Genomic DNA, 22,850 nt, shown 5'->3' on the forward strand with positions numbered 1-22,850 from the left:
ATAATTGTTTATAATAGACTTTAAGATTGCATCCATTCTACATATTTTTTAGTGGCTTCAATCATTGGTCTGAGTGTTATGATTTTGTATCATTTTTTCGGGGTGAAATGAAAGCATTTTCTTTTGAGTGAATATTCAAATGATAATGTGTCGTCTATTTTTGAGCAACCGCTCAGGCTTATATATCTACCAAGTGAAAATGGGAATGGGAGAATTTTAGAAAAGGGGAGATTCTAAGATGACAGTAACAAAGGGACTTGAAGGGATTATAGCAACAACTTCGTCTGTAAGCTCAATCATTGATGATACGTTAACATATGTTGGCTATAATATTGATGAGTTAGCAGAAAATGCAAGCTTTGAAGAAGTAATTTATCTATTATGGCATCGTAAGCTACCAAATAAGCAAGAACTTTCTGAACTTGTAACACAATTATCAGAAAATGCATCATTGCCTGAGAATGTGTTACACCATTTTAAGACATATCCGATTGAAAAAGTGCATCCTATGGCAGCATTAAGGTCGGCTGTTTCTTTACTTGGATTATATGATGATGAAGCTGATGTGATGGATGCAGAAGCAAATTATCGTAAAGCAATTCGTTTACAAGCAAAGCTTCCTACAATAGTTACAGCGTTTTCACGAGTACGCAAAGGCTTAGAACCTATTGCACCTCGTACGGACTTAAGTTTCGCTGCTAATTTCTTGTACATGTTAACAGGTGAAGAACCATCAGCAATTGCTGAAGAAGCATTTAACAAAGCGTTAGTATTACATGCTGACCATGAGCTTAATGCTTCTACTTTTACAGCACGAGTGTGTGTTGCGACATTGTCTGATGTATACTCTGGTGTAACCTCTGCAATTGGTGCTCTTAAAGGACCACTTCATGGTGGAGCAAATGAAGCCGTTATGAAGATGCTTTCTGAAATTGGTGATGTAGAAAATGTTGAGCCTTATATTCTTGATAAGTTAAATAACAAAGAAAAAATTATGGGCTTCGGACACCGTGTGTATCGTAAGGGTGATCCAAGAGCAAAGCATCTTAAGAGTATGTCTGAAAAGCTTACAACAATTACTGGTGAGCCTAAATGGTATGAGATGTCTACAAGAATTGAAGAAATTGTTACGACAGCCAAGCCACTTCCGCCAAATGTTGATTTCTATTCTGCTTCTGTATATCACAGTCTAGGTATTGATCATGATTTATTTACACCTATCTTTGCTGTAAGCCGTGTATCTGGCTGGTTAGCTCATATTTTAGAGCAATATGATAATAACCGCTTAATTCGTCCACGTGCTGAATATACAGGGCCTGGAAAACAAGCATATGTACATCTAGATCAAAGAGCATAAAATAGATAAGAGATGAAATTTTTCTACTTTTCTTATAAAATAGAAGGGTAGTAATAGAGAGGCCAAATACTGGCCTCTAATAAAGATAAAGATTTAAAATATGGGAGGAATTTTTCGTGAGTCAAGGAGAAAAAATTACTGTACAAAATGGTGTATTAGACGTTCCAAATAATCCAGTTATCCCTTTTATCGAAGGTGACGGAATCGGTCCAGATATTTGGGCAGCTGCATCTCGCGTTCTAGAAGCTGCTGTTGAAAAAGCTTATAATGGGGAAAAATCAATCGTATGGAAAGAAGTTTTAGCAGGGGAAAAAGCATTTAACGAAACTGGTGAATGGTTACCAGCTGAAACATTAGATGTTATTCGTGAATACATAATCGCTATTAAAGGGCCTTTAACAACACCAGTTGGTGGAGGAATCCGTTCTTTAAACGTTGCATTACGTCAAGAGCTAGATTTATTTACTTGTTTACGTCCAGTACGTTATTTCACTGGAGTACCATCTCCAATTAAACGTCCAGAAGATACAGATATGGTTATCTTCCGCGAAAACACTGAGGACATTTATGCTGGAATTGAGTATGCAAAAGGTTCTGAAGAAGTACAAAAATTAATTTCATTCTTACAAAATGAAATGGGAGTTAATAAAATCCGCTTCCCAGAAACTTCTGGTATCGGAATTAAGCCTGTATCTGAAGAAGGTACGTCTCGTCTAGTTCGTGCAGCGATCAACTATGCAATCGAACATGGTCGCAAATCAGTGACTTTAGTTCATAAAGGTAATATTATGAAGTTCACTGAAGGAGCATTCAAGAACTGGGGTTATGAGTTAGCTGAAAAAGAATTCGGTGATAAAGTATTCACTTGGGCAGAATATGACCGCTTAGTGGAAACTGAAGGTAAGGATGCTGCAAACAAAGCACAAAGTGATGCTGAAGCTGCAGGTAAAATTATCGTGAAGGATTCTATTGCTGATATCTTCTTACAACAAATCTTAACAAGACCACGTGAGTTTGATGTTGTTGCAACAATGAACTTAAATGGTGACTATATTTCTGATGCATTAGCAGCACAAGTTGGTGGAATTGGTATTGCTCCGGGAGCAAACATCAACTATGAAACTGGGCATGCTATTTTCGAAGCAACACATGGTACTGCTCCTAAATATGCAGGATTAGATAAAGTAAATCCATCTTCAGTGTTATTATCAGGTGTGTTAATGCTTGAGCACCTTGGATGGACTGAAGCAGCTGATTTAATAACAAAATCAATGGAAAAAACAATTGCTTCTAAAGTTGTAACTTATGACTTTGCTCGTTTAATGGACGGAGCAACAGAAGTGGCTTGCTCTGAGTTTGGAAATGAATTAATTAAAAACCTAGGATAATTTAAAATTGAGTGAGGGTGGACTTAAAAGCCCACCCTCATTTTTTCATGTAATCATTCAATAAAAGGGATAAACACGAATACGTAGGCTTATAACTTATAATTGGAGGAGATTTTCATGACATTCAAACGTAAAAAAGTTTCAGTAATTGGTGGAGGCTTCACAGGGGCTACAACTGCTTTTTTAACAGCGCAGAAAGAGTTAGCTGATGTTGTCTTGGTTGATATTCCACAGATGGAAAATCCAACAAAAGGCAAAGCTCTAGATATGCTCGAAGCAGCTCCAGTTCAGGGGTTTGATGCAAATATTATTGGTACAGCCAATTATGCAGATACTGCTGATTCTGATATTGTTGTAATCACTGCGGGTATTGCTCGTAAGCCAGGAATGAGCCGTGATGACCTTGTTCAAACAAACCAAAAAATTATGAAAAGTGTTACTCAAGAAATTGTCAAGTACTCTCCAAATTGTTATATTATTGTCTTAACTAATCCGGTTGATGCAATGACTTACACTGTATTCCAGGAATCAGGATTCCCGAAAAATCGTGTAATCGGTCAATCCGGGGTATTAGATACAGCCCGTTTCCGTACATTTGTTGCCCAAGAACTAAACCTGTCAGTAAAAGATGTAACCGGTTTCGTGTTAGGTGGACATGGAGATGACATGGTTCCGCTTGTTCGTTATTCATATGCTGGTGGTATCCCATTAGAAAAGTTAATCCCGCAAGATCGTCTTGATGCTATTGTAGAACGTACTCGAAAGGGTGGCGGAGAAATAGTAAATCTTTTAGGAAATGGTAGTGCCTATTATGCACCTGCTGCGTCATTGGTGGAAATGGTAGAAGCAATCCTTAAAGATCAACGCCGCGTGATCCCAACAATTGCATATTTAGAAGGTGAGTATGGATTTAATGGGATCTATTTAGGTGTACCAACTGTACTCGGTGCAAATGGAATTGAACAAATTATTGTATTAGATTTAAGTGAAGATGAAAAAGCAGCACTTCAGAAGTCTGCTGACTCAGTTAAAAATGTCATGAATATACTTGCATAAGTAATAAAAGCTAACGGTTGTTTCTACTATGTAACCCTCCTGAATTTGGTGTTGTGTATCTTTATTTGGTAAGATATACAATAGTTACGAATGTATAAAGGGAGTAATTACATATAGTGTAGAAGTAACCGTTTTTTTTACTTTCTTTATATTTCCGGTTTATTACTGCGGAGGTGCTGTAATTCATGTTGTTAGGAAAAAAACGAAAATTAGGGCGTACTATTGAAGAAATATCAGTAGGTGAGAAACTGTCACTTACTGAGAAAATTGAGGACAAGGATTTATTATTATTTCTAGGATTAACGAATGATGCAAACCCATTATATGTTCAGCATGATTACGCATCACAAACACCATTTGAAAAACCGATTGTGCCAAGTATCATGCTTACAGGTATCATTACTTCGGCCGTTTCAAAGTACTTACCAGGTCCAGGAAGTCACATGGTAAAGCAGGAAATTTCTTTTCCGAAACATGTACATCATTATGCTACTATTGAGTTTTTGTTCGAGGTAACTACTGTTAATCTCTCCAAGGAATTAGTAGATATTACTGTTACGGCAACTGATGATAAAGGTGATGTAGTTGTAGAAGGTACAATTAGCGTGATTCCTCCTAAAAAAATCGTACCACTTGATGGGAAAATATTAGAGAATTTTTAGAGTTTGAGTCAAAAGAGGTTATTGGTACCTCTTTTTCTTTATTTTCGGGACGAGGGAAATCTCTTAGAGGGGATTGAGTTCCATTTACTAAGATTTAAGAAAGGGAATGAAAGGTGTTGTTTGAGGAAGTCTACCCTGAAGCTAGACACTAAGCTAAGTATAATTTTTCATCCTCCATGGTGCTAATTTTAATTAGCATAGATGTCTACCCTGAAAATAACTTAGTTTGCGGAGTTCCATGAGCTGCGATCCACTCGCGGGATACCGCGGGGTGGTCCGTGAGCCTCCTCGTCGCCTCGCGGGCTTCTGCGGGGTCTCACGAGACCACTGTATCCCGCAGGAGTCAAGTGGCTCTCCGCTCATTCCACACTTAGTGAGTACACTATTTTCATTCTCCATGGTACGAATAATATTACCATGGAAGTCTACACTGAAAAAAGAAAAGCGGAAGGCGCTCGTTCATCGGCGACAGGCATAAGGCAAGCCGGCTGGAAAGTTGCTCTTTAACCTTCTAGGGTGGATTGACTTAGACCTGAGAGCCGATAGCGCCTGGAGCTAGACACTAAGCTAATTATAATTTTTCATACTCCATGGTGCTAATTTTAATTAGCATAGATGTCTACCCTGAAAATAACTTTGGTTGTGGAGTTCCATGAGCTGCGATCCACTCGCGGGATACCGCGGGGTGGTCCGTGAGTGAGCCTCCTCATCGCCAGGGGCGGGCTCCTGCGGGGTCTCACGAGACCACTGGATCCCGCAGGAGTCAAGTGGCTCTCCGCTCATTCCACACTGAGGAGGAAACATTTTTTCATACACCATGGTGCGAAATACTTATTTAGCATGGATGTCTACCCTTAAAATAACTTAGTTTGCGGAGTTCCATGAGCTGCGATCCACTCGCGGGATACCGCGGGGTGGTCCGTGAGCCTCCTCGTCGCCAGGGGCGGGCTTCTGCGGGGTCTCACGAGACCAATGGATCCCGCAGGAGTCAAGTGGCTCTCCGCTCATTCCACATTGAGGAGGAAACATTTTCATACACCATGGTGCGGATATTCATTTGCATGGATGTCTACCCTGAAGAATTAGTGGTGAAATTTTTTATAGAAAATTTATATTATGAAGATAAAAAGATTGGTCTATTGGATGAGTTACAATATAATGTAAGGTAGATAGAGAGGGTAACTTTTTGTGTTATCTATAAATTAAATATAATAATGGATGAGAGATACTGGGGTTTAATCTATTTACCTTGGAGGATCATATGAGTAAAAAAGTTTTAGTAGTTGATGATGAGCAATCGATTGTAACGTTACTTCAATACAATTTAAAACAAGCTGGTTTTGAAGTAATTACTGCAATGGATGGGGAAATGGGGCTTGAGCTTGCAATAATCGAGCAACCGGACTTAATTCTTCTTGATTTAATGCTTCCAAAGATGGACGGGCTTGAAGTATGTAAAGAGCTCCGTCAAAGACGTGTATCAACTCCTATTTTTATGTTAACTGCTAAAGATGATGAGTTTGATAAGGTACTTGGTTTGGAGTTGGGAGCTGATGATTATCTAGCTAAGCCTTTTAGTCCAAGAGAAGTAGTTGCAAGGGTAAAAGCGATTTTAAGAAGAGTAGTATATAGTAATGAGAGTCAAGAGGATAATCAAAATATAGCAGAGAAACTAACAATTGGTGGATTGGCCATTTTACCAGAACAGTATGAAGCTTATTTTAATGATGAGCAGCTTGAACTAACACCAAAAGAATTTGAGCTTCTTTTATACCTGGCAAAGCATAAAGGAAGAGTACTAACGCGGGATCAGTTGCTAAGTGCTGTTTGGAATTACGATTTTGCTGGTGATACCCGAATTGTTGATGTTCACATAAGTCATTTGCGAGAAAAAATTGAGCTAGATACAAAAAAACCAACTTATATTAAAACGATTAGAGGCTTAGGATATAAGCTTGAGGAGCCAAAAACTGAATGAATAAATTTCGTTTTCGTCTTCTTTTTGGATTTATTACGTTGATTTTGATTGTCTTGGTAGGGATAGGGCTTCTACTAGGAACAATGTTTAAAGCATTCTACTTAAACTCTTTCAATGAACGGATGGAGAAAGAGACCAATTTGGTTGCCATTTTCCTCACCAATCAAGGACTTCAGCACCCTGAATTAGAAGATCAAGTTCAGTTAATGAGTAATTCTTTAAATGTCAGAATTACTTTGCTTGATGAAAGTGGTAAGAAGTTATTTGAGTCACAGGAGAAGAATGAAGAAAATTCTATTGATCAGATCATACAACCCTATTTAATTAAAGATGAAAATTTTAATCTGACAGAAGATAGGTATAATGAGTACTTCTATGGTTCTCCTTTAGTTACTGATGGAGAATTTGAAGGGTATGTAATATTAACATCTCCAGTTGAGTCAGTAAAAAGAGCTTATCAACAAATTTGGTTTCTTTTAGTAATTAGTTTAGGATTGGCTTTTACTGTTATTTTTATGTTAGGTGTTAAAATTACTACTCAATATACTAAGCCGATTGAATCGGCAACACAAGTAGCGATTGAACTTGCAAAAGGAAACTATAAGGCAAGAACATATGAAGAAAATGTCGATGAAACTGGGATGCTTAGTCAATCGATAAATATTCTTGCGCGGAATTTACAAACTGTTACAAGAGATCATGAAATGGAAAAAGACCGACTTCGAACCATAATTGAAAGCATGGGAAGTGGACTTCTGTTAATTGATGGTAGAGGTTATATTAATCTAGTTAATAAAGCCTATAAAGAAGTGTTCGGTGTGTCAGATTCAGACTATCTTAAATATCTATATCATGATGTCATTGAACATAGAAAAATTGTTGCTCTTGTTGAAGAAGTGTTTATGACTGAACAAACGGTGAAAAAGCATTTATTTATAACTTTAAAGTACGAAAGAAAGCATTTTGAAGTATATGGGGCTCCTATCATTGGAACAAATGATGAATGGAAAGGAATTGTCCTCGTTTTCCATGACATTTCTGAGTTGAAAAAGCTAGAGCAAATGCGAAAAGATTTTGTAGCAAATGTCTCTCATGAGCTTAAGACACCTGTTACATCAATCAAAGGATTTACGGAAACATTATTAGACGGTGCACTAGAGGATAGAGAGACGTTAGAATCTTTTCTGTCCATCATTTCAAAGGAAAGCCAAAGGTTACAGTCTTTAATTGAAGATCTTCTAGAGCTAAGTAAAGTAGAGCAACAAGGATTCATTCTTAATATTCAGCGAGTGGATATTAAAGAGTTAATTGAAGATGCGTTTATAATGTTAAAGGGTAAAGCAGAAGAAAAGGGAATTCGGTTAGATATTTCCTATAATCATGATCAGATTTATGTCCCAGCAGATATCTACAGACTGAAGCAAATTTTCATAAATTTAATAAATAACAGCATTGCTTATACTGACACTACTGGGAAAATTAAAGTGGATATTCGTGATAAAAATACAACAGTTGATGTGAGTGTAATCGACACTGGTACTGGAATACATGAAAAAGAACTTCCAAGAATATTTGAGAGATTTTACCGAGTCGATAAGGCCAGAAGCCGTCATTCAGGTGGAACCGGCCTAGGCTTAGCCATTGTGAAACATCTTGTCGAAGCCCACCATGGCGAAATAAAAGTAAAAAGTAAAGTGGGTAAAGGGACTACATTTATAGTAAGCTTAAAAAAGTAATAGATTCCTTATAATTATAATAAGAAGCGCCGCGAGACTTTCAATCAAAGTTAGAATCGCGGTGCTTCTTTGTACTTCTTTACAAAAAGTTTACATTAAATTGATGGTTACTTCATAAATAGCTAGTATCATATATATGAAAACCCCTTCATCCAAGGACATTTTTGTTATAGTGAGGCCACTGGCTTCACTCTTTTTTTGTTTAAAGGGGCCTTAAGTTGAGAGGTAGTATGAAAAATTATACTTAGCTTAGTGTCTAGCTTCAGGCGCTATCGGCTCGGGGTCATAAGTCAATCCGGCAAGAAGGTTAAAAAGCAACCTTCTAGCCGGCTCGTCTTATGCCTGTCGCCGATGAACGAGCGCCTTCCGCTTTTCAACAAGGAAATCATTAACAGAGAAATATATTTGAAACCTTTTTAACATACAATCGTAAATAAACAGGTAGAGAATTAGAGAATAAAAGAAACGAGGGGAAATCAATGATAAGCATTAAACGTATTTATACGATTGTTGGACTTTCATTATTAGTGCTTGTATTAGGTATTGTTGCAACAACATCATGGTACACTGTTGATGAGTCTGAACAAGCTGTTATATTAACATTTGGAGAAGCTGGCGACCCAATCATTGAGCCAGGACTTAAGTTTAAAATGCCTTGGCCGATTCAAACAGTTGAAGTATTACCGAAAGTAAACTTTAGCTTGCAGTTTGGATATGAAGAGAAAGACGGACAAATCGTTGAGTATGATGACGAAACTAAAATGATTACAGGTGATGAAAATATAGTTTTAGCTGATCTGGTTGTTCAATGGAAAATTACAGATCCAGCTTCCTACTTATTTAATTCTCATGATCCCGAGCAAATCTTACACAATGCCACATCAGCTTCATTAAGAAGTATCATAGGTAGTACAAAAATAGATGATGCATTAACATCTGGAAAAGCACAAATTGAAGCAGATGTACGAGAGTTGCTTACTAATTTAGTAGCTAAGTATGACATTGGAATATCAATTGTTGGTGTTAAGCTGCAGGATGTTGAGTTACCAAATGAAGATGTTCGTAAAGCATTTACAAACGTAACAGATGCCCGTGAAACAATGAATACAAAAATAAATGAAGCCGATAAATATAGAAATCAACGTACACAAGAAGCTGAGGGTGAAAAAGATGCAATGATATCTAGGGCTGAAGGTGATCGGGCTGCTCGTATTGAAATTGCTCGTGGAGATGTTGCTATCTTTAATGAATTATATCGTGAATACAAAAACTCTCCAGAAATCACTAGACAACGATTGGTTCTTGAAACGTTGGATCAAGTTTTACCAGGAGCAGAGATTTATATTATGAATGATGATGGAAATACAATGAAGTATTTTCCAATTCGTCCTCTTGAAGAACAAAAACAAACTCCACCAGTAGTAGAGGGAGGTAGTACAAATAATGAGTAACGAAAATATTGTCGATATTAATGATCGTGGAAATAAAGATGAGTGGAAAAAGTATACAAGAGGAGGCATATTCATTGTTATTACTCTTGTTATCATCGGAACGATTTTATCGAACTTGTTGATTGTTAAAGAAGGAGAATTTAAGGTAATTAGACAATTTGGTGAGGTTGTTCGTATTGATTCTACACCAGGTTTGAGCTATAAAATCCCTTTCATTCAAACGGTTGAAACATTACCAAAATACCAAATGGTATATGACGTAAACGAAGCAGAGATTAATACAAAAGATAAAAAAAGAATGATCATTGACAATTATGCAGTCTGGAAGGTTGTAGATCCACAAAAAATGATTTCTACAACTAGAACGGTAGAGAGTGCGGAAGCAAAATTAGATGAATTTGTTTACTCCGCTGTTCGTACAGAGCTTGGTCAACTCAACTATGATCAAATTATAAATGATGAAAAGTCTTCAAGAGGAAGTTTGAATGACCGAATTACCGAAAAAGTAAATGAATTATTGGCTATTGATAATTATGGAATTGAAGTAACAGACATCCGAATGAAACGTACAGACCTGCCTAGTGAAAATGAACAGTCTGTATTTACAAGAATGATCTCTGAACGTGAATCAACTGCACAAGAATATTTATCAATGGGTGATGCACAGAAGAATAGAATTATTGCCCAAACAGACCGAGAAGTAACTGAGTTACTGGCGAAAGCTCAAGCAGACGCTGAAACCATCCGTGGTGAGGGTGAAGGTGAGGCAGCTCGTGTCTATAACAAAGCGTTTTCGGCAGATCCAGAGTTTTATAGCCTTTATAGAACCTTAGAATCATATAAGAAAACTATTAATGGAAAAACCGTTATTATTTTGCCATCTGATTCCCCATATGCAAGAATGCTAATGGGATATATGGAATAAGATTGCAATTTTTGTTGAAATTAGGAGAATGATAGCGTTTTTAAAATGGGATTATTAAACACTTGCTAACTCTTGGATTTACTGTTAATATTAAGTAGAATTATTTTTGTTCGGAATGTTTGGATAGAACAAGTTATAAAAAGCTTTTCGTCTTGAAATATCTTAGAGCAAGAATAGTATTACAATGTGTGCAAACACACTAGGAGGAAATTCAATGTTAGAAGGTAAAGTAAAATGGTTTAATGCAGAAAAAGGTTTCGGATTCATCGAGCGCGAAGGTGGAGACGATGTATTCGTTCACTTCTCTGCAATTCAAGGCGAAGGTTTCAAATCTTTAGAAGAAGGTCAAACTGTTACATTTGAAATCGTTGAAGGTAACCGTGGACCACAAGCTGCTAACGTAACAAAAGCTTAATTGCTTTTTACATTAGAAAAAAACAGACCTCCTGGGTCTGTTTTTTATTTGTAAAAATCTATATTTATAGTTTTATAAGCTTTTAGTCTACTAGATGCCTCCAAAAGGAATCTTCATAAATCAACTTCACCATCCCCCTGCTATTTTTAATCCTTTATATTCCTGAAAAAATTCCATATATACTGTTATATATTTCTCTTATGAATCGATTGGTGTTATTTTCAAGATTTTTAAGTCCATTCAGAATTACTACTTTATCCACGAAGTTTTAATTATTTGACTGAAATTTATCTGAAAAAGTGATTATGGGTATCACTTTTAATATTTATGAGGATAAGCTGAGGTCAAACCAGTAAACTTTCTTTTAGTCTCTCGACAAACTAATCACTAATTTTCCTTTCTATTTATGAACATGATAAAATAAAGGGAAGTATTGTAGAAATTAGGGAGGATATTAGATGAGTAAAAAACTTGTTTTGATAGATGGAAATAGTATTGCTTATCGTGCGTTTTTTGCACTACCACTACTTAATAATGATAAGGGAATACATACGAACGCTGTTTACGGATTTACAATGATGTTAATGAGAATCCTTGAGCAAGAAAAACCTACCCACATGTTAGTTGCATTTGATGCTGGAAAAACGACTTTCCGTCATTCAACTTTTACTGAATATAAAGGTGGGAGGCAAAAAACGCCACCAGAGCTTTCAGAGCAGTTTAATTTCATTCGAGAACTTCTAGATGCATATCAAATCTCAAGATATGAGCTAGAGAATTATGAAGCAGACGATATCATTGGAACGATGGCTGTTCAAGCAGAAAAAGAAGGTTTTGAAGTAAAGGTTATTTCAGGAGATAAAGATTTAACTCAGTTAGCGACTGATAAGGTAACAGTCGACATTACCAAAAAAGGGATTACAGATGTTGATTCCTATACTCCGAGCTTTATTGAAGAGAAATACGGCTTAACACCCCATCAAATTATCGATATGAAAGGTCTCATGGGTGATGCCTCAGATAATATCCCTGGTGTACCAGGTGTCGGTGAAAAAACGGCTGTGAAGCTATTGAAGGAATTTAATACACTAGAACATTTACTAGAGAGTACGAATAAGGTTAGTGGAAAAAAGCTTCAGGAAAAACTTGAAGAATTTAAAGAACAAGCGATTCTTAGTAAAGAACTTGCAACAATTCATAAAGAAGCCCCTGTTAAAATAACTTTTGATGATATCTCTTATACTGGTCTTAATGAAAAGAAGGTGTATGAACTATTCAAAGAATTAGGATTTAATTCACTCCTTGAAAAGATTGAACTCACACATAGTGAGGAAGCAGTTTTGGAAGACATTGATTACATAATCGTTGATGAAGTTAATGACGAAATATTGACAAATGAAGTAGCGATTATTATAGAAGTGATGGAAGAAAATTATCATAAATCAGAAATACAGGGATTTGCCATTGCAAATGAAAATGGTGCGTTTTTTATACCAACAGAAGTTGCCTTACAATCAGAGCGTTTTAAAGAATGGGCAGCTGATGAGAGTAATAGGAAGACTTTGTATGATGGGAAGAGATCTACTGTTGCCCTACGATGGAAGGGAATCGATTTAAATGGTGTTGATTTCGATTGTTTAATTGCAACTTACATTTTAAATCCTGCACAATCTACTGAGGATATAGCGGCAATAGCAAAATCTAAAGGGATTTTTGATGTTCAAACCGATGAAGCTGTTTATGGTAAGGGTGCAAAAAGATGCTGCCCAGAACTAAATATCCTTGCTGAGCATCTAGTGAGAAAAGCGATCAGTCTTCAAAAACTCAAGGGAATTTATTTAGATGAGTTGAAGGAAAATGAACAGTATGATCTATTTAAAGATTTAGAAATGCCTCTTTCTTTAATTTTAGCTGATATGGAATCTGAGGGAATTACGGTGGATGTATCCAGATTGAAGTTACAGGGAAGACAAATTGCAGAGAACTTAAATAATCTTGAAAAACATATTTATGAACTTGCTGGTGAAGAGTTCAATATCAACTCACCTAAACAACTAGGAGTTATTTTATTTGAGAAGCTCGAACTACCAGCAGTTAAAAAGACAAAGACTGGATATTCAACATCAGCTGATATTTTGGAAAAACTGGAAAAAAAACATGAGATTATTAAATACATCTTAGATTACCGTCAATTAGGAAAATTACAATCAACTTATATTGAGGGACTCTTAAAGGTTGTGCATGAAGATACTTCAAAGGTACATACGATTTACAATCAAGTTCTGACACAAACAGGTAGATTGAGTTCAACAGACCCAAATCTTCAAAATATCCCAATTCGTTTAGCAGAAGGGCGGAAAATTAGACAAGCTTTTGTTCCATCACACAGTGATTGGGTAATTTTTGCAGCTGACTATTCTCAAATAGAGTTACGCGTATTGGCTCACATCGCTAATGATGAAAGTTTAATTGATGCGTTTAACCGTGACTTAGATATTCATACAAAAACGGCAATGGATGTGTTTCATGTAGGTGAAGATGAAGTTACATCTGATATGAGAAGACAAGCAAAGGCAGTAAACTTTGGCATTGTTTATGGAATTAGTGATTATGGACTTTCTCAAAGTTTAGGAATCACAAGGAAAGATGCCGGTACATTTATTGAAAGATATCTTGAAAGCTTCCCAGGCGTTAAGGAGTACATGACTGACATTGTTCAAGATGCTAAGCAAAAGGGATATGTATCGACATTACTTCAGCGTCGACGCTATATACCAGAAATAACGGCAAGGAACTTTAATGTAAGAAGCTTTGCAGAACGAACAGCGATGAATACGCCAATTCAGGGTAGTGCAGCAGATATCATAAAGAAAGCAATGATTGATATGGCTTTTCGTTTAGAAACAGAAAATCTTAAATCAAAGCTGCTATTACAGGTGCATGATGAATTAATCTTTGAAGTACCGAAGGATGAGATTGAACAGTTGGAAAAGCTAGTCCCAGAGGTCATGGAAAACGCAGTAGAATTGAAGGTACCATTAAAGGTTGATTATTCATTTGGACCAACCTGGTATGATGCGAAATAAAGGGGTGATCGTATGCCAGAATTACCAGAAGTCGAAACAGTCAGGCGTACTTTAATCGGACTGGTTGCGGGAAAAACAATACAAACTGTCGAGGTCTTATGGCCAAAGATGATCAAAAAACCTGAAGAAGTTTCACAGTTTATTGATGCCTTAAAAGGACAAACCATTCAAGATGTGGAGCGCAGAGGAAAATTTCTTAAGTTTATTCTCGATGATTACACTCTTGTTTCACATCTAAGAATGGAAGGAAGGTATGGGCTGTACCCGCAGGAAGTTCCTTATGATAAACATACACACGTCCTGTTTACGTTTACAGATGGCTTTCAGTTGAGGTATCGAGATGTAAGAAAATTTGGAACGATGCACTTATATTTAAAAGGGGAAGAAGAGAACGATTTACCTCTTGCTCAGCTAGGACCTGAACCATTTTCAATGGAATTTACGGAAAAACATTTGAAAGACCACTTAAAGAAAACGAATCGTAAGGTGAAGGTGGCATTATTAGATCAGAAAATCGTCGTTGGTTTAGGAAATATCTATGTTGATGAAGCATTATTTAGATCTGGTATTCACCCAGAACGTGAGGCGAATTCATTAAAGCCTCGAGAAATAAAAAAATTACATGAAGAAATCATTAATACACTTCAGGAAGCTGTTGATAAGGGTGGGAGTACCATTCGTTCATATGTTAACTCCCAAGGCGAAATCGGTATGTTTCAGCTTCAGTTATTTGTGTATGGTCAAAAAGGTGAAGCTTGTAAAAAATGTGGGATTGCAATTGAAAAAACAGTTGTTGGGGGACGTGGGACTCACTTTTGCCCTAAATGCCAAAAGAAGAAGTAACCCCTGAGTGTCATGTTTAATATCAGACTTAGAACTGAGTTTTATTGTCTAGCTTAACCACAACCAGGTTCAGGGCTTGTCGCGGATAAGCGGGTGTTCCAGCGCTTTTATTGTAAAATGAAAATGGACGTATCACATTGAATGGGCTCCTTCCATATACTAACTTAGCGATTGTTAGGAAGGAGCTATATAAATGGTTCAATACATTTCACTACTTTTGTTGGCATTTGCGGTTAGTTTGGATAGTTTTAGCGTGGGCTTTACTTATGGATTAAGAAAAATGAAAATCCCCTTTAAATCAATCGTGATGATTGCTTGTTGTTCGGCATTAACTTTGTTAGTGGCCATGGTTGTTGGGAACACGATATCAACCTTTTTGTCTCCCCAATTTGCTGAGATGATTGGAGGAGCAGTTTTAGTTCTCATAGGATGTTGGATTCTTTATCAATTTTTTAAACCTTCAAGCGATTCTTCTAATGAAGAAGGCAAGCAGAAGAAAACATTAGTAAAGGTTGAAATTAAGTCACTAGGTTTAGTCATTCAAATCCTTCGAAGACCAATGGAAGCTGATTTTGATAAGTCAGGTACAATTACTGGAATAGAAGCGTTTTTATTAGGTATAGCACTTTCTTTGGATGCTTTTGGTGCAGGAATTGGAGCTGCTTTATTAGGATATTCGCCATGGTTGATGGCTATTTTTGTTGCTTTTATGAGCTCTCTTTTTGTTATGACAGGAATCCGCTGTGGAAGGTTTCTATCTGAAATGAAATGGGTCGAAAAATTCACATTATTACCTGGTGTATTATTAATCGTCCTTGGAATCTGGAAGCTGTAAATAGATGTTATAAAAGAAAAGTTATTTTAGGTATTAAGCTTTAGGAGGAAGTATTCATGGCTTTAGTCGTAGGTTTAACAGGTGGTATTGCTAGTGGCAAAAGCACGGTTTCAGCTATGCTGCACACACTAGGATTGCCTGTTATTGACGCAGATGTCATTGCAAGAGAAGTAGTCGAAATAGGAGAACCATCATACAATCAAATTGTTAGTGTTTTTGGTAAAGAGATCTTAAATGAAGATTTGACACTAAATCGGATAATGCTAGGATCAATCATCTTTAATGATTCTGTTAAACGTCAACAACTAAATGCGATTGTTCATCCAGCCGTCCGAAAAAAAATGTTAGATGAAAAGGACGCATACTTTAATAAAGGAGAAGCTACCGTCTTTTTAGATATCCCTTTGTTGTTTGAAAGTAACTTAACAAACCTTGTGGATAAAACAATCGTTGTTTATGTAGATGAAGAGGTTCAAGTGAAAAGGTTGATGAATCGAAATGATTTTTCGATCGAGGAAGCGAACTCAAGGATTTCATCACAAATGCCATTAAGAGAAAAAATGGCCCTTGCAGACGCAGTGATAAATAATAATGGAACAGTAGAGGAAACTGAGAAGCAGCTAATAGAAATACTTAACTTATGGAATATAAAGATGACGGGAGAATAGCTCAAGCAATGGGCTATTTTTTGTTTATAAAGATCCATGCAAGAGAAGATGAATATTGCTCTTTATATTGTGATATCCCTCCAAAATCAATAATGGCCTTTTGAGCTTTTTGTCCAATTTTCAAAAACATTCTAAAAAGTATAACATTTTATTGTAGTTAAAATACTTGATTACATACTAATGTTTAATGTGATATACTTTATTTAAAACTTATATAAATAGTATAACACATTACAAGGGGATGATAGATATGAAACCTAGAATTGCAATTAATGGCTTTGGTAGAATCGGCAGAATGGTATTTCGTAAAGCAATCGTCGAAAACGATTTAAATATTATTGCTATTAATGCAAGTTACCCAGCTGAAACATTGGCCCATCTTTTAAAGTATGATTCAATTCACGGCAAGTTTGAGGGAGAAGTAGTGGCAGAGGGCGACTATTTATTTGTCAATGGTAAAGAAGTTCTTTTAGTAAACTCTAGAGATCCATTAGAGCTTCCGTGGAGAAGACTAGATATTGATATTGTGGTGGAAGCTACTGGGAAATTTAACGCAAAGGATAAAGCGATGTTACACGTAAAAGCTGGCGCTAAAAAAGTAATTTTAACTGCTCCAGGTGAAAATGAGGATATTACAATCGTCATGGGGGTGAATGATGATGAGTATGATGCAAGAAAGCACACCATCATTTCAAACGCTTCTTGTACAACAAATTGTTTAGCGCCTGTCATTAAAGTTCTTGATGAACAATTTGGCATTCAAAATGGATTAATGACTACAGTTCATGCATTTACAAATGATCAAAATAATATTGATAACCCACATAAAGATTTAAGGAGAGCCCGCGCATGTGGTCAATCGATTATTCCTACTACAACTGGTGCTGCTAAAGCACTTGGCTTAGTTTTACCGCACCTTAAAGGGAAATTGCACGGTCTTGCTCTACGTGTGCCCACGCCAAACGTATCCTTGGTGGACTTAGTTGTGGATATAAATAAAAAGGTAACAGTAGAGGAAGTTAATGAAGCCTTTATCAAAGCCTCTAAACATGGACTAAATGGAATAATTCAATTTACATCTGAACCATTAGTTTCTGTTGACTTCAATACAAATACACATTCTTCAATCATTGATGGCTTGTCAACGATGGTTATAGAGCATCACAAAATAAAGGTATTAGCTTGGTATGATAATGAATGGGGTTATTCGAGCAGAGTGATTGACCTTGCCAAATTGGTTGGATATGAAATGCTTTCAAAAACAAATTCAAAAGTTGGATAAAAGCTGAATAATAGAAAAATTTAATGGGGAAAATAAATGTTGAATGGCTAAAAGAACCATTCAGTTTTTTGAACCCCTTTGCGGTGCAAATTATGGTAAGCATATTTTAATGAAAATCCCTTTAACAACAAAATATAACAATAAACTCGGTTGCAAAAACAATATAAACTTAGTATACTATTTTTCGTGAACTTCTTACATGCGTTGGATTTGTGACTACTTAAAGGGTTAGGACCTCTCTGGACTAACTTGCCCCCGTGGTAGCTCTCAGCCTGTCGCTATTCATGAAATAAATTTGTTAAAGGGGGAAATTGAATAATGGAAACAATGGGACGTCATGTAATCTCTGAACTATGGGGTTGTGACTTTGAAAAATTAAATAACGTTGATGAAATTGAACGAACTTTTGTTAATGCGGCTTTAAAATCAGGTGCTGAGGTACGTGAGGTTGCATTTCATAAATTTGCACCTCAAGGTGTGAGCGGAGTGGTTATCATCTCTGAATCACATTTAACAATTCACAGTTTTCCTGAGCATGGTTATGCTAGTATTGATGTTTACACATGTGGAGATTTAGATCCTAATATCGCAGCTGACTTTATAGCTGAGGCATTAGGTGCACAAACTCGAGAAAATATCGAGTTACCTCGTGGGATGGGTCCAGTACAAGTTAAGCAAGCACAAGTAAAAGCCCTTTAAAAAAATTGAATAATCGACTATGATAAGAGGTGTATGTAAATACACCTCTTTTTTAAGTTTGTACCTAGTTTTATTGTCCATCTCTTGAGGGACTTCAGGTCATGTTCATAAGTCACGGATTCAATCAAAAATTTAGTAATATTTAAACACAGTAAAGATGTAATTAGCTAATTACAAAAAATATATAAAACAGCTATGACAAAAGGAGTGTCGAATTTAATGGGAAAGTTTAAGAGTTTTTTTACAAATCATAATGAAACAAGAGATGAACATCAGGATCCAGCTTTGCGAAGCCATTACTACAAGACCACACAAAAGAAAGCATTGGAAGCGGTTCAAGAATTATTTGGGTCAATGAATGGATATAAAGTAACTTCTGTTTCTGAGGAACGTGGAGAGCTAAGCATTAAGAGTAAAAAGGCTTTTATTGTTGTCACAATTATTAGTGTTCGTCCATTTGAAACTTCTGTTGATTTTTCTGTTACAACTGAAAGTGGCTTCATACCAATTGATTTTGGGTATAGTAAAAAAGAAATCAATAACCTTTATAATAAGCTAGATTCTAAATTACCATTTCTACGTGGTGGACAATAATCTCATTACGCCTTATAAAAGCTTGTACTTGTTACGTATTTTTTATAAAATTAAAGTAATGAAAGCTTAAGACTTTTGGGATCTTCTCTACAAAGAGATGGGAGCTGTAATAAGATGAAATGCCCTACATGTCAATACAATGGAACTAGAGTATTAGATTCTCGACCAGTTGACGATGGACGAGCTATTAGAAGAAGGCGCGAATGTGAAAACTGTCAATATCGATTTACTACCTTTGAAAAGGTCGAGGAAATTCCACTAATTGTTGTAAAAAAGGAAGGTACTCGTGAGGAATTTAGCAGAGAGAAAATGCTCCGAGGGTTAATAAAGGCCTGTGAGAAACGACCAGTAGCTCTCAAACAATTAGAAGATATTACTCACGATGTTGAAAAGGAACTTCGCAATTTAGGAATTTCTGAAGTCAGCAGTGATTCGATTGGTCAATTAGTGATGGATCGACTTTCAACCATTGACGAGGTTGCATATGTACGTTTTGCATCAGTATATCGTCAGTTTAAAGATATTAATGTCTTTATTGAAGAATTGAAAGAACTAATTAAAAAAGAACGATAAAAAGAGCTTACTTACTAGGCTCTTTTTCTTAACTAAACATGATTATGCTACTGATAATTACGTATCAAATTAGATAAACTATTTGACTAAGGCTCATAAAGAGTAATAATATTTATGATTTTTTTTAGGGAAGGCTTTGATGAGGAATGGAACAGCATTGGAAAGAGTTACTTCCAGTTGATCGATATATTGTAAAATCTTCAGGATACTTAAATGACTATGATAGAAACATACTTACACTACTATATCAGCCTCTAATCGGGGCTAAGGCATTTAGTCTTTATCTTACATTGTGGAGTGAGCTTGAGCAAAATCGACTATGGGGAAGCGAGAGTTCACATCATAGTATGATGCTCCTACAGCAGCTTAATTTAAAAGAAATATACAATGAACGCATAAAATTAGAGGGGATTGGGTTATTAAAAACATTTGTTAATGAAAAAGATGAGACAAGACTATTTGTTTATGAACTACAATCACCACTCACCCCACATGAATTCTTTAATGACGGAATGTTGAATATTTACCTGTATAATTTGGTGGGAAAGAACAAATTTTTAAAGCTTAAACGTTTTTTCTCGGATGCTACGATTGACATGAGTGTGTATAAACCGATAACCAAATCATTTGATCAGGTATTCAGTTCGATGAAACCAAAGGAAATGGTGTCTAACCTATCACAAGAGGCTCTACAAACGATTGAACTAGAACCAGACCAACAATTTATAACAAATGGACAGGCTCAATCAATTAGTATTAATGCAGATCGGTTTGACTTTGATTTGTTATTTACTGGCATGTCAGATGTGATGATACCAAGTAAATCAATCACTCCAAAAGTAAAAGAAGCCATAAAAAAATTATCATTCCTCTACGATATAAATCCAATCGATATGCAAAATATTGTGATGAGTGCCATTGATCACACGGAAAACATAGATATTGAGAAGCTAAGAAAAGCTGCAAGAGATTGGTACCAGTTTGAAAACGGAAATGTTCTCCCAACATTAACAGATCGAACTCAACCCATTCCTTACAGAGTGATGACGGATCAAAAACCAAAAACAAAGGATGAAGAATTAATTCAACAGCTTGAACAAATTTCTCCCAAACAATTATTGACCGACTTATCTGGCGGTGTTGAACCTCCAGCTGTTGATTTGAAAATCATTGAAGACATCATGTTTAACCAGAAGCTGCTCCCAGGTGTTGTTAATGTACTGATTTATTATGTGATGTTAAAGACAGACATGAAGCTATCAAAGGCATATATCGAAAAAATAGCAAGTCATTGGACAAGAAAAAATGTGAAAACTGTCCAAGAGGCAATGCAGTTAGCAAAAGAGGAAACTAGGGAATATCAAAAATGGGCAAACCAGAAAAAACAAGGAAGTAAAACCGGAAACTATTCAGCGAAAAAGCAGACTGAGAAGAAGGATGATGATTTCCAGGTGGAAAAGAGTGAATTGCAAGAGCGGGTTGCTAAATTAAAACAATTGCTTAATACTGAGAGTGAGTAGTAAAATTCTTTCTAAGTGGAGGATAAGTATATGAGTCAGGAAAAATCATACTTGGAAAGAGCAATTCAGTATCATTCTGATAAAGTAAAATTATATGAACATGTTAACAAAAATTTCTTATATGGTATTATTCAATATCATGAATTATATAAAGACCTGTTTACAGAAAAAGAGTATGCCACCATTCTTCATTTTTGTTTTAATCAAACTTCAAGTGTAAAGGCGTTTTTTTCGCTACTAGAAGAGCAGTTGATTGAACATGGTGCGATTCGCATGAGACGTAAGCAGGAGGAGAAAGCACAGGTCTTTAAGGAGAAAGATAAGGAACGTGCTGCAAAATTTAAAGAATTAGAAGTAACCAAGAAACAGGAAGTAAGTTCTGTGAAGTCAGAACCTATTAAAAAGGTCGAAAGTGAACCACCATCAGACAATAAATGGGCAAAGCGTTTCTCTGATTTAGAATCGAAATTGAAAGAGCAAAAGGTTATAGGTTCGCCAAGCCAAGTGAATAAACAACCCGAAAATCCACTTAAATTTAAAGCTAAAAAAAAGCAAATCACTTTCAGAAAGCCACCAAAATTGGATGAAAAGAAAGGGCAGCATGTTGAAGCACTTATCAGATCACTATACGAACAAGGTTCTTACTCGTTACCCAGGATTGCAAAATTAACAGGAGTACATGTTGAAGTGGTTAAGCAAGTATTAAAATTATGAGAGGAGTGAAGAAATGGAGAGAATTGGAAAGTTGATTGGGGATATGGGGAATATGGAGATACTTGATTTGTACACTTGTCCAAAATGTAATCGAGAGGTTAAAACCGTTAGGATGAAAATCATCGGTGGTGAAAAAAAGGGGCAATGGCAAATTTTGAAGAATGAATGTGATTGTAGGCTTGCTTCTGAAACAATCGAAGCGGCTAGACAAGCAAAAATTAGGTTCTTTGAGAGATTCTCAATTTTAAATGATGATCTTAAAAATGCTGAGTTTTCTAACTTCAAAGCTGATTATGAAAGTTTAGACGAAGCTGTTGAAAGAATTTATCATTACCTTGAAACCTTTACGAAAAAGGAATCCATTTATATATATGGAGAAAAGGGAAGAGGGAAAAGTCATCTTGCTGTTTCTGCTTATAAATTCGTCAAAAACCTAGGGTATACAGCACTCTTTTTTGATGTACCGAAGCTATTAAATGTGATTAGAAGTATCATCAGAAAAGATGTGGATTTTTCGGAAAATGACTTATTTTCAGCAATCGAGTCTGTTGATTTACTCATACTGGACGACATCGGTGCTGAACGAAAAACGGAATGGGTTGAAGAAGTCATGTTTTTATTAATCAACCAAAGACAAGGGAAAAGCACAATCTACACCTCAAACCTTGATATTAAAGAGCTCGAGGAACGCTATGGTGGCCGAATATCGGACAGAATTAAAAACAAAATGGACGAATCTCATTTAATAAAAATAAAAACCCCGCATAGCTATCGTTCTAAAAACCTTACAATGAATCAATAAAAAAAGCAGATGGAATCTGCTTTTTTTTATTGACTTTAGCAAAAGTGTCTGAACCCGAGGCTACTTCAGACAGCTTTTGCTTTAAAACAATTAAAGTTGTCTGAACCCGAGGCTATTTCAGACAGCTTTTGCTTTAAAACAATTAAAGCTGTCCGAACCCGAAGCTACTTCAGACAGCTTTTGCTTTAAAACAATCAAAGCTGTCCGAACCCGAAGCTACTTCAGACAGCTTTTGATTAAAAACAATCAAAGCTGTCCGAACCTGA

Annotated in this window: 20 protein-coding genes; all 20 read left to right on the forward strand. The window is 36.1% G+C overall.

Annotation, left to right across the window (positions count from 1 at the left end; all coding sequences use genetic code 11):
• Window positions 1–238: 238 nt before the first annotated feature.
• On the forward strand, window positions 239–1,357 hold the full coding sequence (gene citZ / locus BK579_RS10030) for a citrate synthase (RefSeq protein ID WP_078545141.1): 1,119 nt from the start codon (window positions 239–241) through the stop codon (window positions 1,355–1,357).
• Between the two features lie 116 nt (window positions 1,358–1,473).
• The gene (icd, locus tag BK579_RS10035; RefSeq protein WP_078545143.1) at window positions 1,474–2,745 is read left to right on the forward strand and encodes an NADP-dependent isocitrate dehydrogenase; all 1,272 of its coding nucleotides are present in this window, start codon (window positions 1,474–1,476) and stop codon (window positions 2,743–2,745) included.
• 117 nt (window positions 2,746–2,862) lie between these two features.
• Window positions 2,863–3,801: a malate dehydrogenase gene (gene mdh / locus BK579_RS10040; protein ID WP_078545145.1), complete on the forward strand. Its 939-nt coding sequence runs from the start codon at window positions 2,863–2,865 to the stop codon at window positions 3,799–3,801.
• Window positions 3,802–3,986: 185 nt separating this feature from the next.
• On the forward strand, window positions 3,987–4,463 hold the full coding sequence (locus BK579_RS10045) for a MaoC family dehydratase (RefSeq protein ID WP_078545147.1): 477 nt from the start codon (window positions 3,987–3,989) through the stop codon (window positions 4,461–4,463).
• A gap of 1,261 nt (window positions 4,464–5,724) precedes the next feature.
• Window positions 5,725–6,441, forward strand: coding sequence for a response regulator transcription factor (locus BK579_RS10050; protein ID WP_078545149.1), 717 nt, complete (start codon window positions 5,725–5,727; stop codon window positions 6,439–6,441).
• Complete coding sequence (gene pnpS, locus BK579_RS10055) at window positions 6,438–8,177, forward strand: two-component system histidine kinase PnpS (RefSeq protein WP_078545151.1); 1,740 nt, start codon at window positions 6,438–6,440, stop codon at window positions 8,175–8,177. Before BK579_RS10050 ends, pnpS begins: the two co-directional genes overlap by 4 nt.
• Before the next feature lie 479 nt (window positions 8,178–8,656).
• On the forward strand, window positions 8,657–9,628 hold the full coding sequence (gene hflK / locus BK579_RS10060; protein ID WP_078545153.1) for an FtsH protease activity modulator HflK: 972 nt from the start codon (window positions 8,657–8,659) through the stop codon (window positions 9,626–9,628).
• A complete protein-coding gene (hflC, locus tag BK579_RS10065; RefSeq protein WP_078545155.1) occupies window positions 9,621–10,553 on the forward strand; it encodes a protease modulator HflC in 933 nt (310 codons plus the stop codon). The genes hflK and hflC overlap by 8 nt, the downstream gene beginning before the upstream one ends.
• A gap of 214 nt (window positions 10,554–10,767) precedes the next feature.
• On the forward strand, window positions 10,768–10,968 hold the full coding sequence (gene cspD / locus BK579_RS10070) for a cold-shock protein CspD (RefSeq protein ID WP_078545157.1): 201 nt from the start codon (window positions 10,768–10,770) through the stop codon (window positions 10,966–10,968).
• 458 nt (window positions 10,969–11,426) lie between these two features.
• Window positions 11,427–14,054: a DNA polymerase I gene (gene polA, locus BK579_RS10075; RefSeq protein ID WP_078545159.1), complete on the forward strand. Its 2,628-nt coding sequence runs from the start codon at window positions 11,427–11,429 to the stop codon at window positions 14,052–14,054.
• A gap of 12 nt (window positions 14,055–14,066) precedes the next feature.
• Window positions 14,067–14,897, forward strand: a complete 831-nt coding sequence (gene mutM / locus BK579_RS10080; protein ID WP_078545161.1) for a DNA-formamidopyrimidine glycosylase — start codon at window positions 14,067–14,069, stop codon at window positions 14,895–14,897.
• A gap of 193 nt (window positions 14,898–15,090) precedes the next feature.
• Window positions 15,091–15,732 carry a sporulation membrane protein YtaF gene (gene ytaF / locus BK579_RS10085; protein WP_078545163.1) on the forward strand — a complete coding sequence of 214 codons (642 nt, stop codon included), beginning with the start codon at window positions 15,091–15,093 and terminating at the stop codon, window positions 15,730–15,732.
• Window positions 15,733–15,788: 56 nt separating this feature from the next.
• Window positions 15,789–16,400, forward strand: a complete 612-nt coding sequence (gene coaE, locus BK579_RS10090; RefSeq protein WP_078545165.1) for a dephospho-CoA kinase — start codon at window positions 15,789–15,791, stop codon at window positions 16,398–16,400.
• 250 nt (window positions 16,401–16,650) lie between these two features.
• Window positions 16,651–17,682: a glyceraldehyde-3-phosphate dehydrogenase gene (locus BK579_RS10095; RefSeq protein WP_078545167.1), complete on the forward strand. Its 1,032-nt coding sequence runs from the start codon at window positions 16,651–16,653 to the stop codon at window positions 17,680–17,682.
• A 318-nt stretch (window positions 17,683–18,000) separates the two neighbouring features.
• Window positions 18,001–18,381, forward strand: coding sequence for an adenosylmethionine decarboxylase (speD, locus tag BK579_RS10100; protein ID WP_078545169.1), 381 nt, complete (start codon window positions 18,001–18,003; stop codon window positions 18,379–18,381).
• 219 nt (window positions 18,382–18,600) lie between these two features.
• Entirely contained in the window at window positions 18,601–18,975 is a 375-nt protein-coding gene (locus BK579_RS10105; RefSeq protein ID WP_078545171.1) for a cytosolic protein, read from the forward strand.
• A 114-nt stretch (window positions 18,976–19,089) separates the two neighbouring features.
• Complete coding sequence (nrdR, locus tag BK579_RS10110; protein ID WP_078545173.1) at window positions 19,090–19,548, forward strand: transcriptional regulator NrdR; 459 nt, start codon at window positions 19,090–19,092, stop codon at window positions 19,546–19,548.
• 146 nt (window positions 19,549–19,694) lie between these two features.
• A complete protein-coding gene (locus tag BK579_RS10115) occupies window positions 19,695–21,068 on the forward strand; it encodes a replication initiation and membrane attachment family protein (RefSeq protein WP_078545175.1) in 1,374 nt (457 codons plus the stop codon).
• Between the two features lie 30 nt (window positions 21,069–21,098).
• Window positions 21,099–21,782: a hypothetical protein gene (locus BK579_RS10120; protein WP_078545177.1), complete on the forward strand. Its 684-nt coding sequence runs from the start codon at window positions 21,099–21,101 to the stop codon at window positions 21,780–21,782.
• Window positions 21,783–21,795: 13 nt separating this feature from the next.
• On the forward strand, window positions 21,796–22,584 hold the full coding sequence (locus BK579_RS10125; protein WP_078545178.1) for an ATP-binding protein: 789 nt from the start codon (window positions 21,796–21,798) through the stop codon (window positions 22,582–22,584).
• The last annotated feature ends 266 nt before the right edge of the window (window positions 22,585–22,850 follow it).

It is taken from the genome of Litchfieldia alkalitelluris (assembly GCF_002019645.1).
Lineage (GTDB): Bacteria > Bacillota > Bacilli > Bacillales > Bacillaceae_L > Litchfieldia > Litchfieldia alkalitelluris.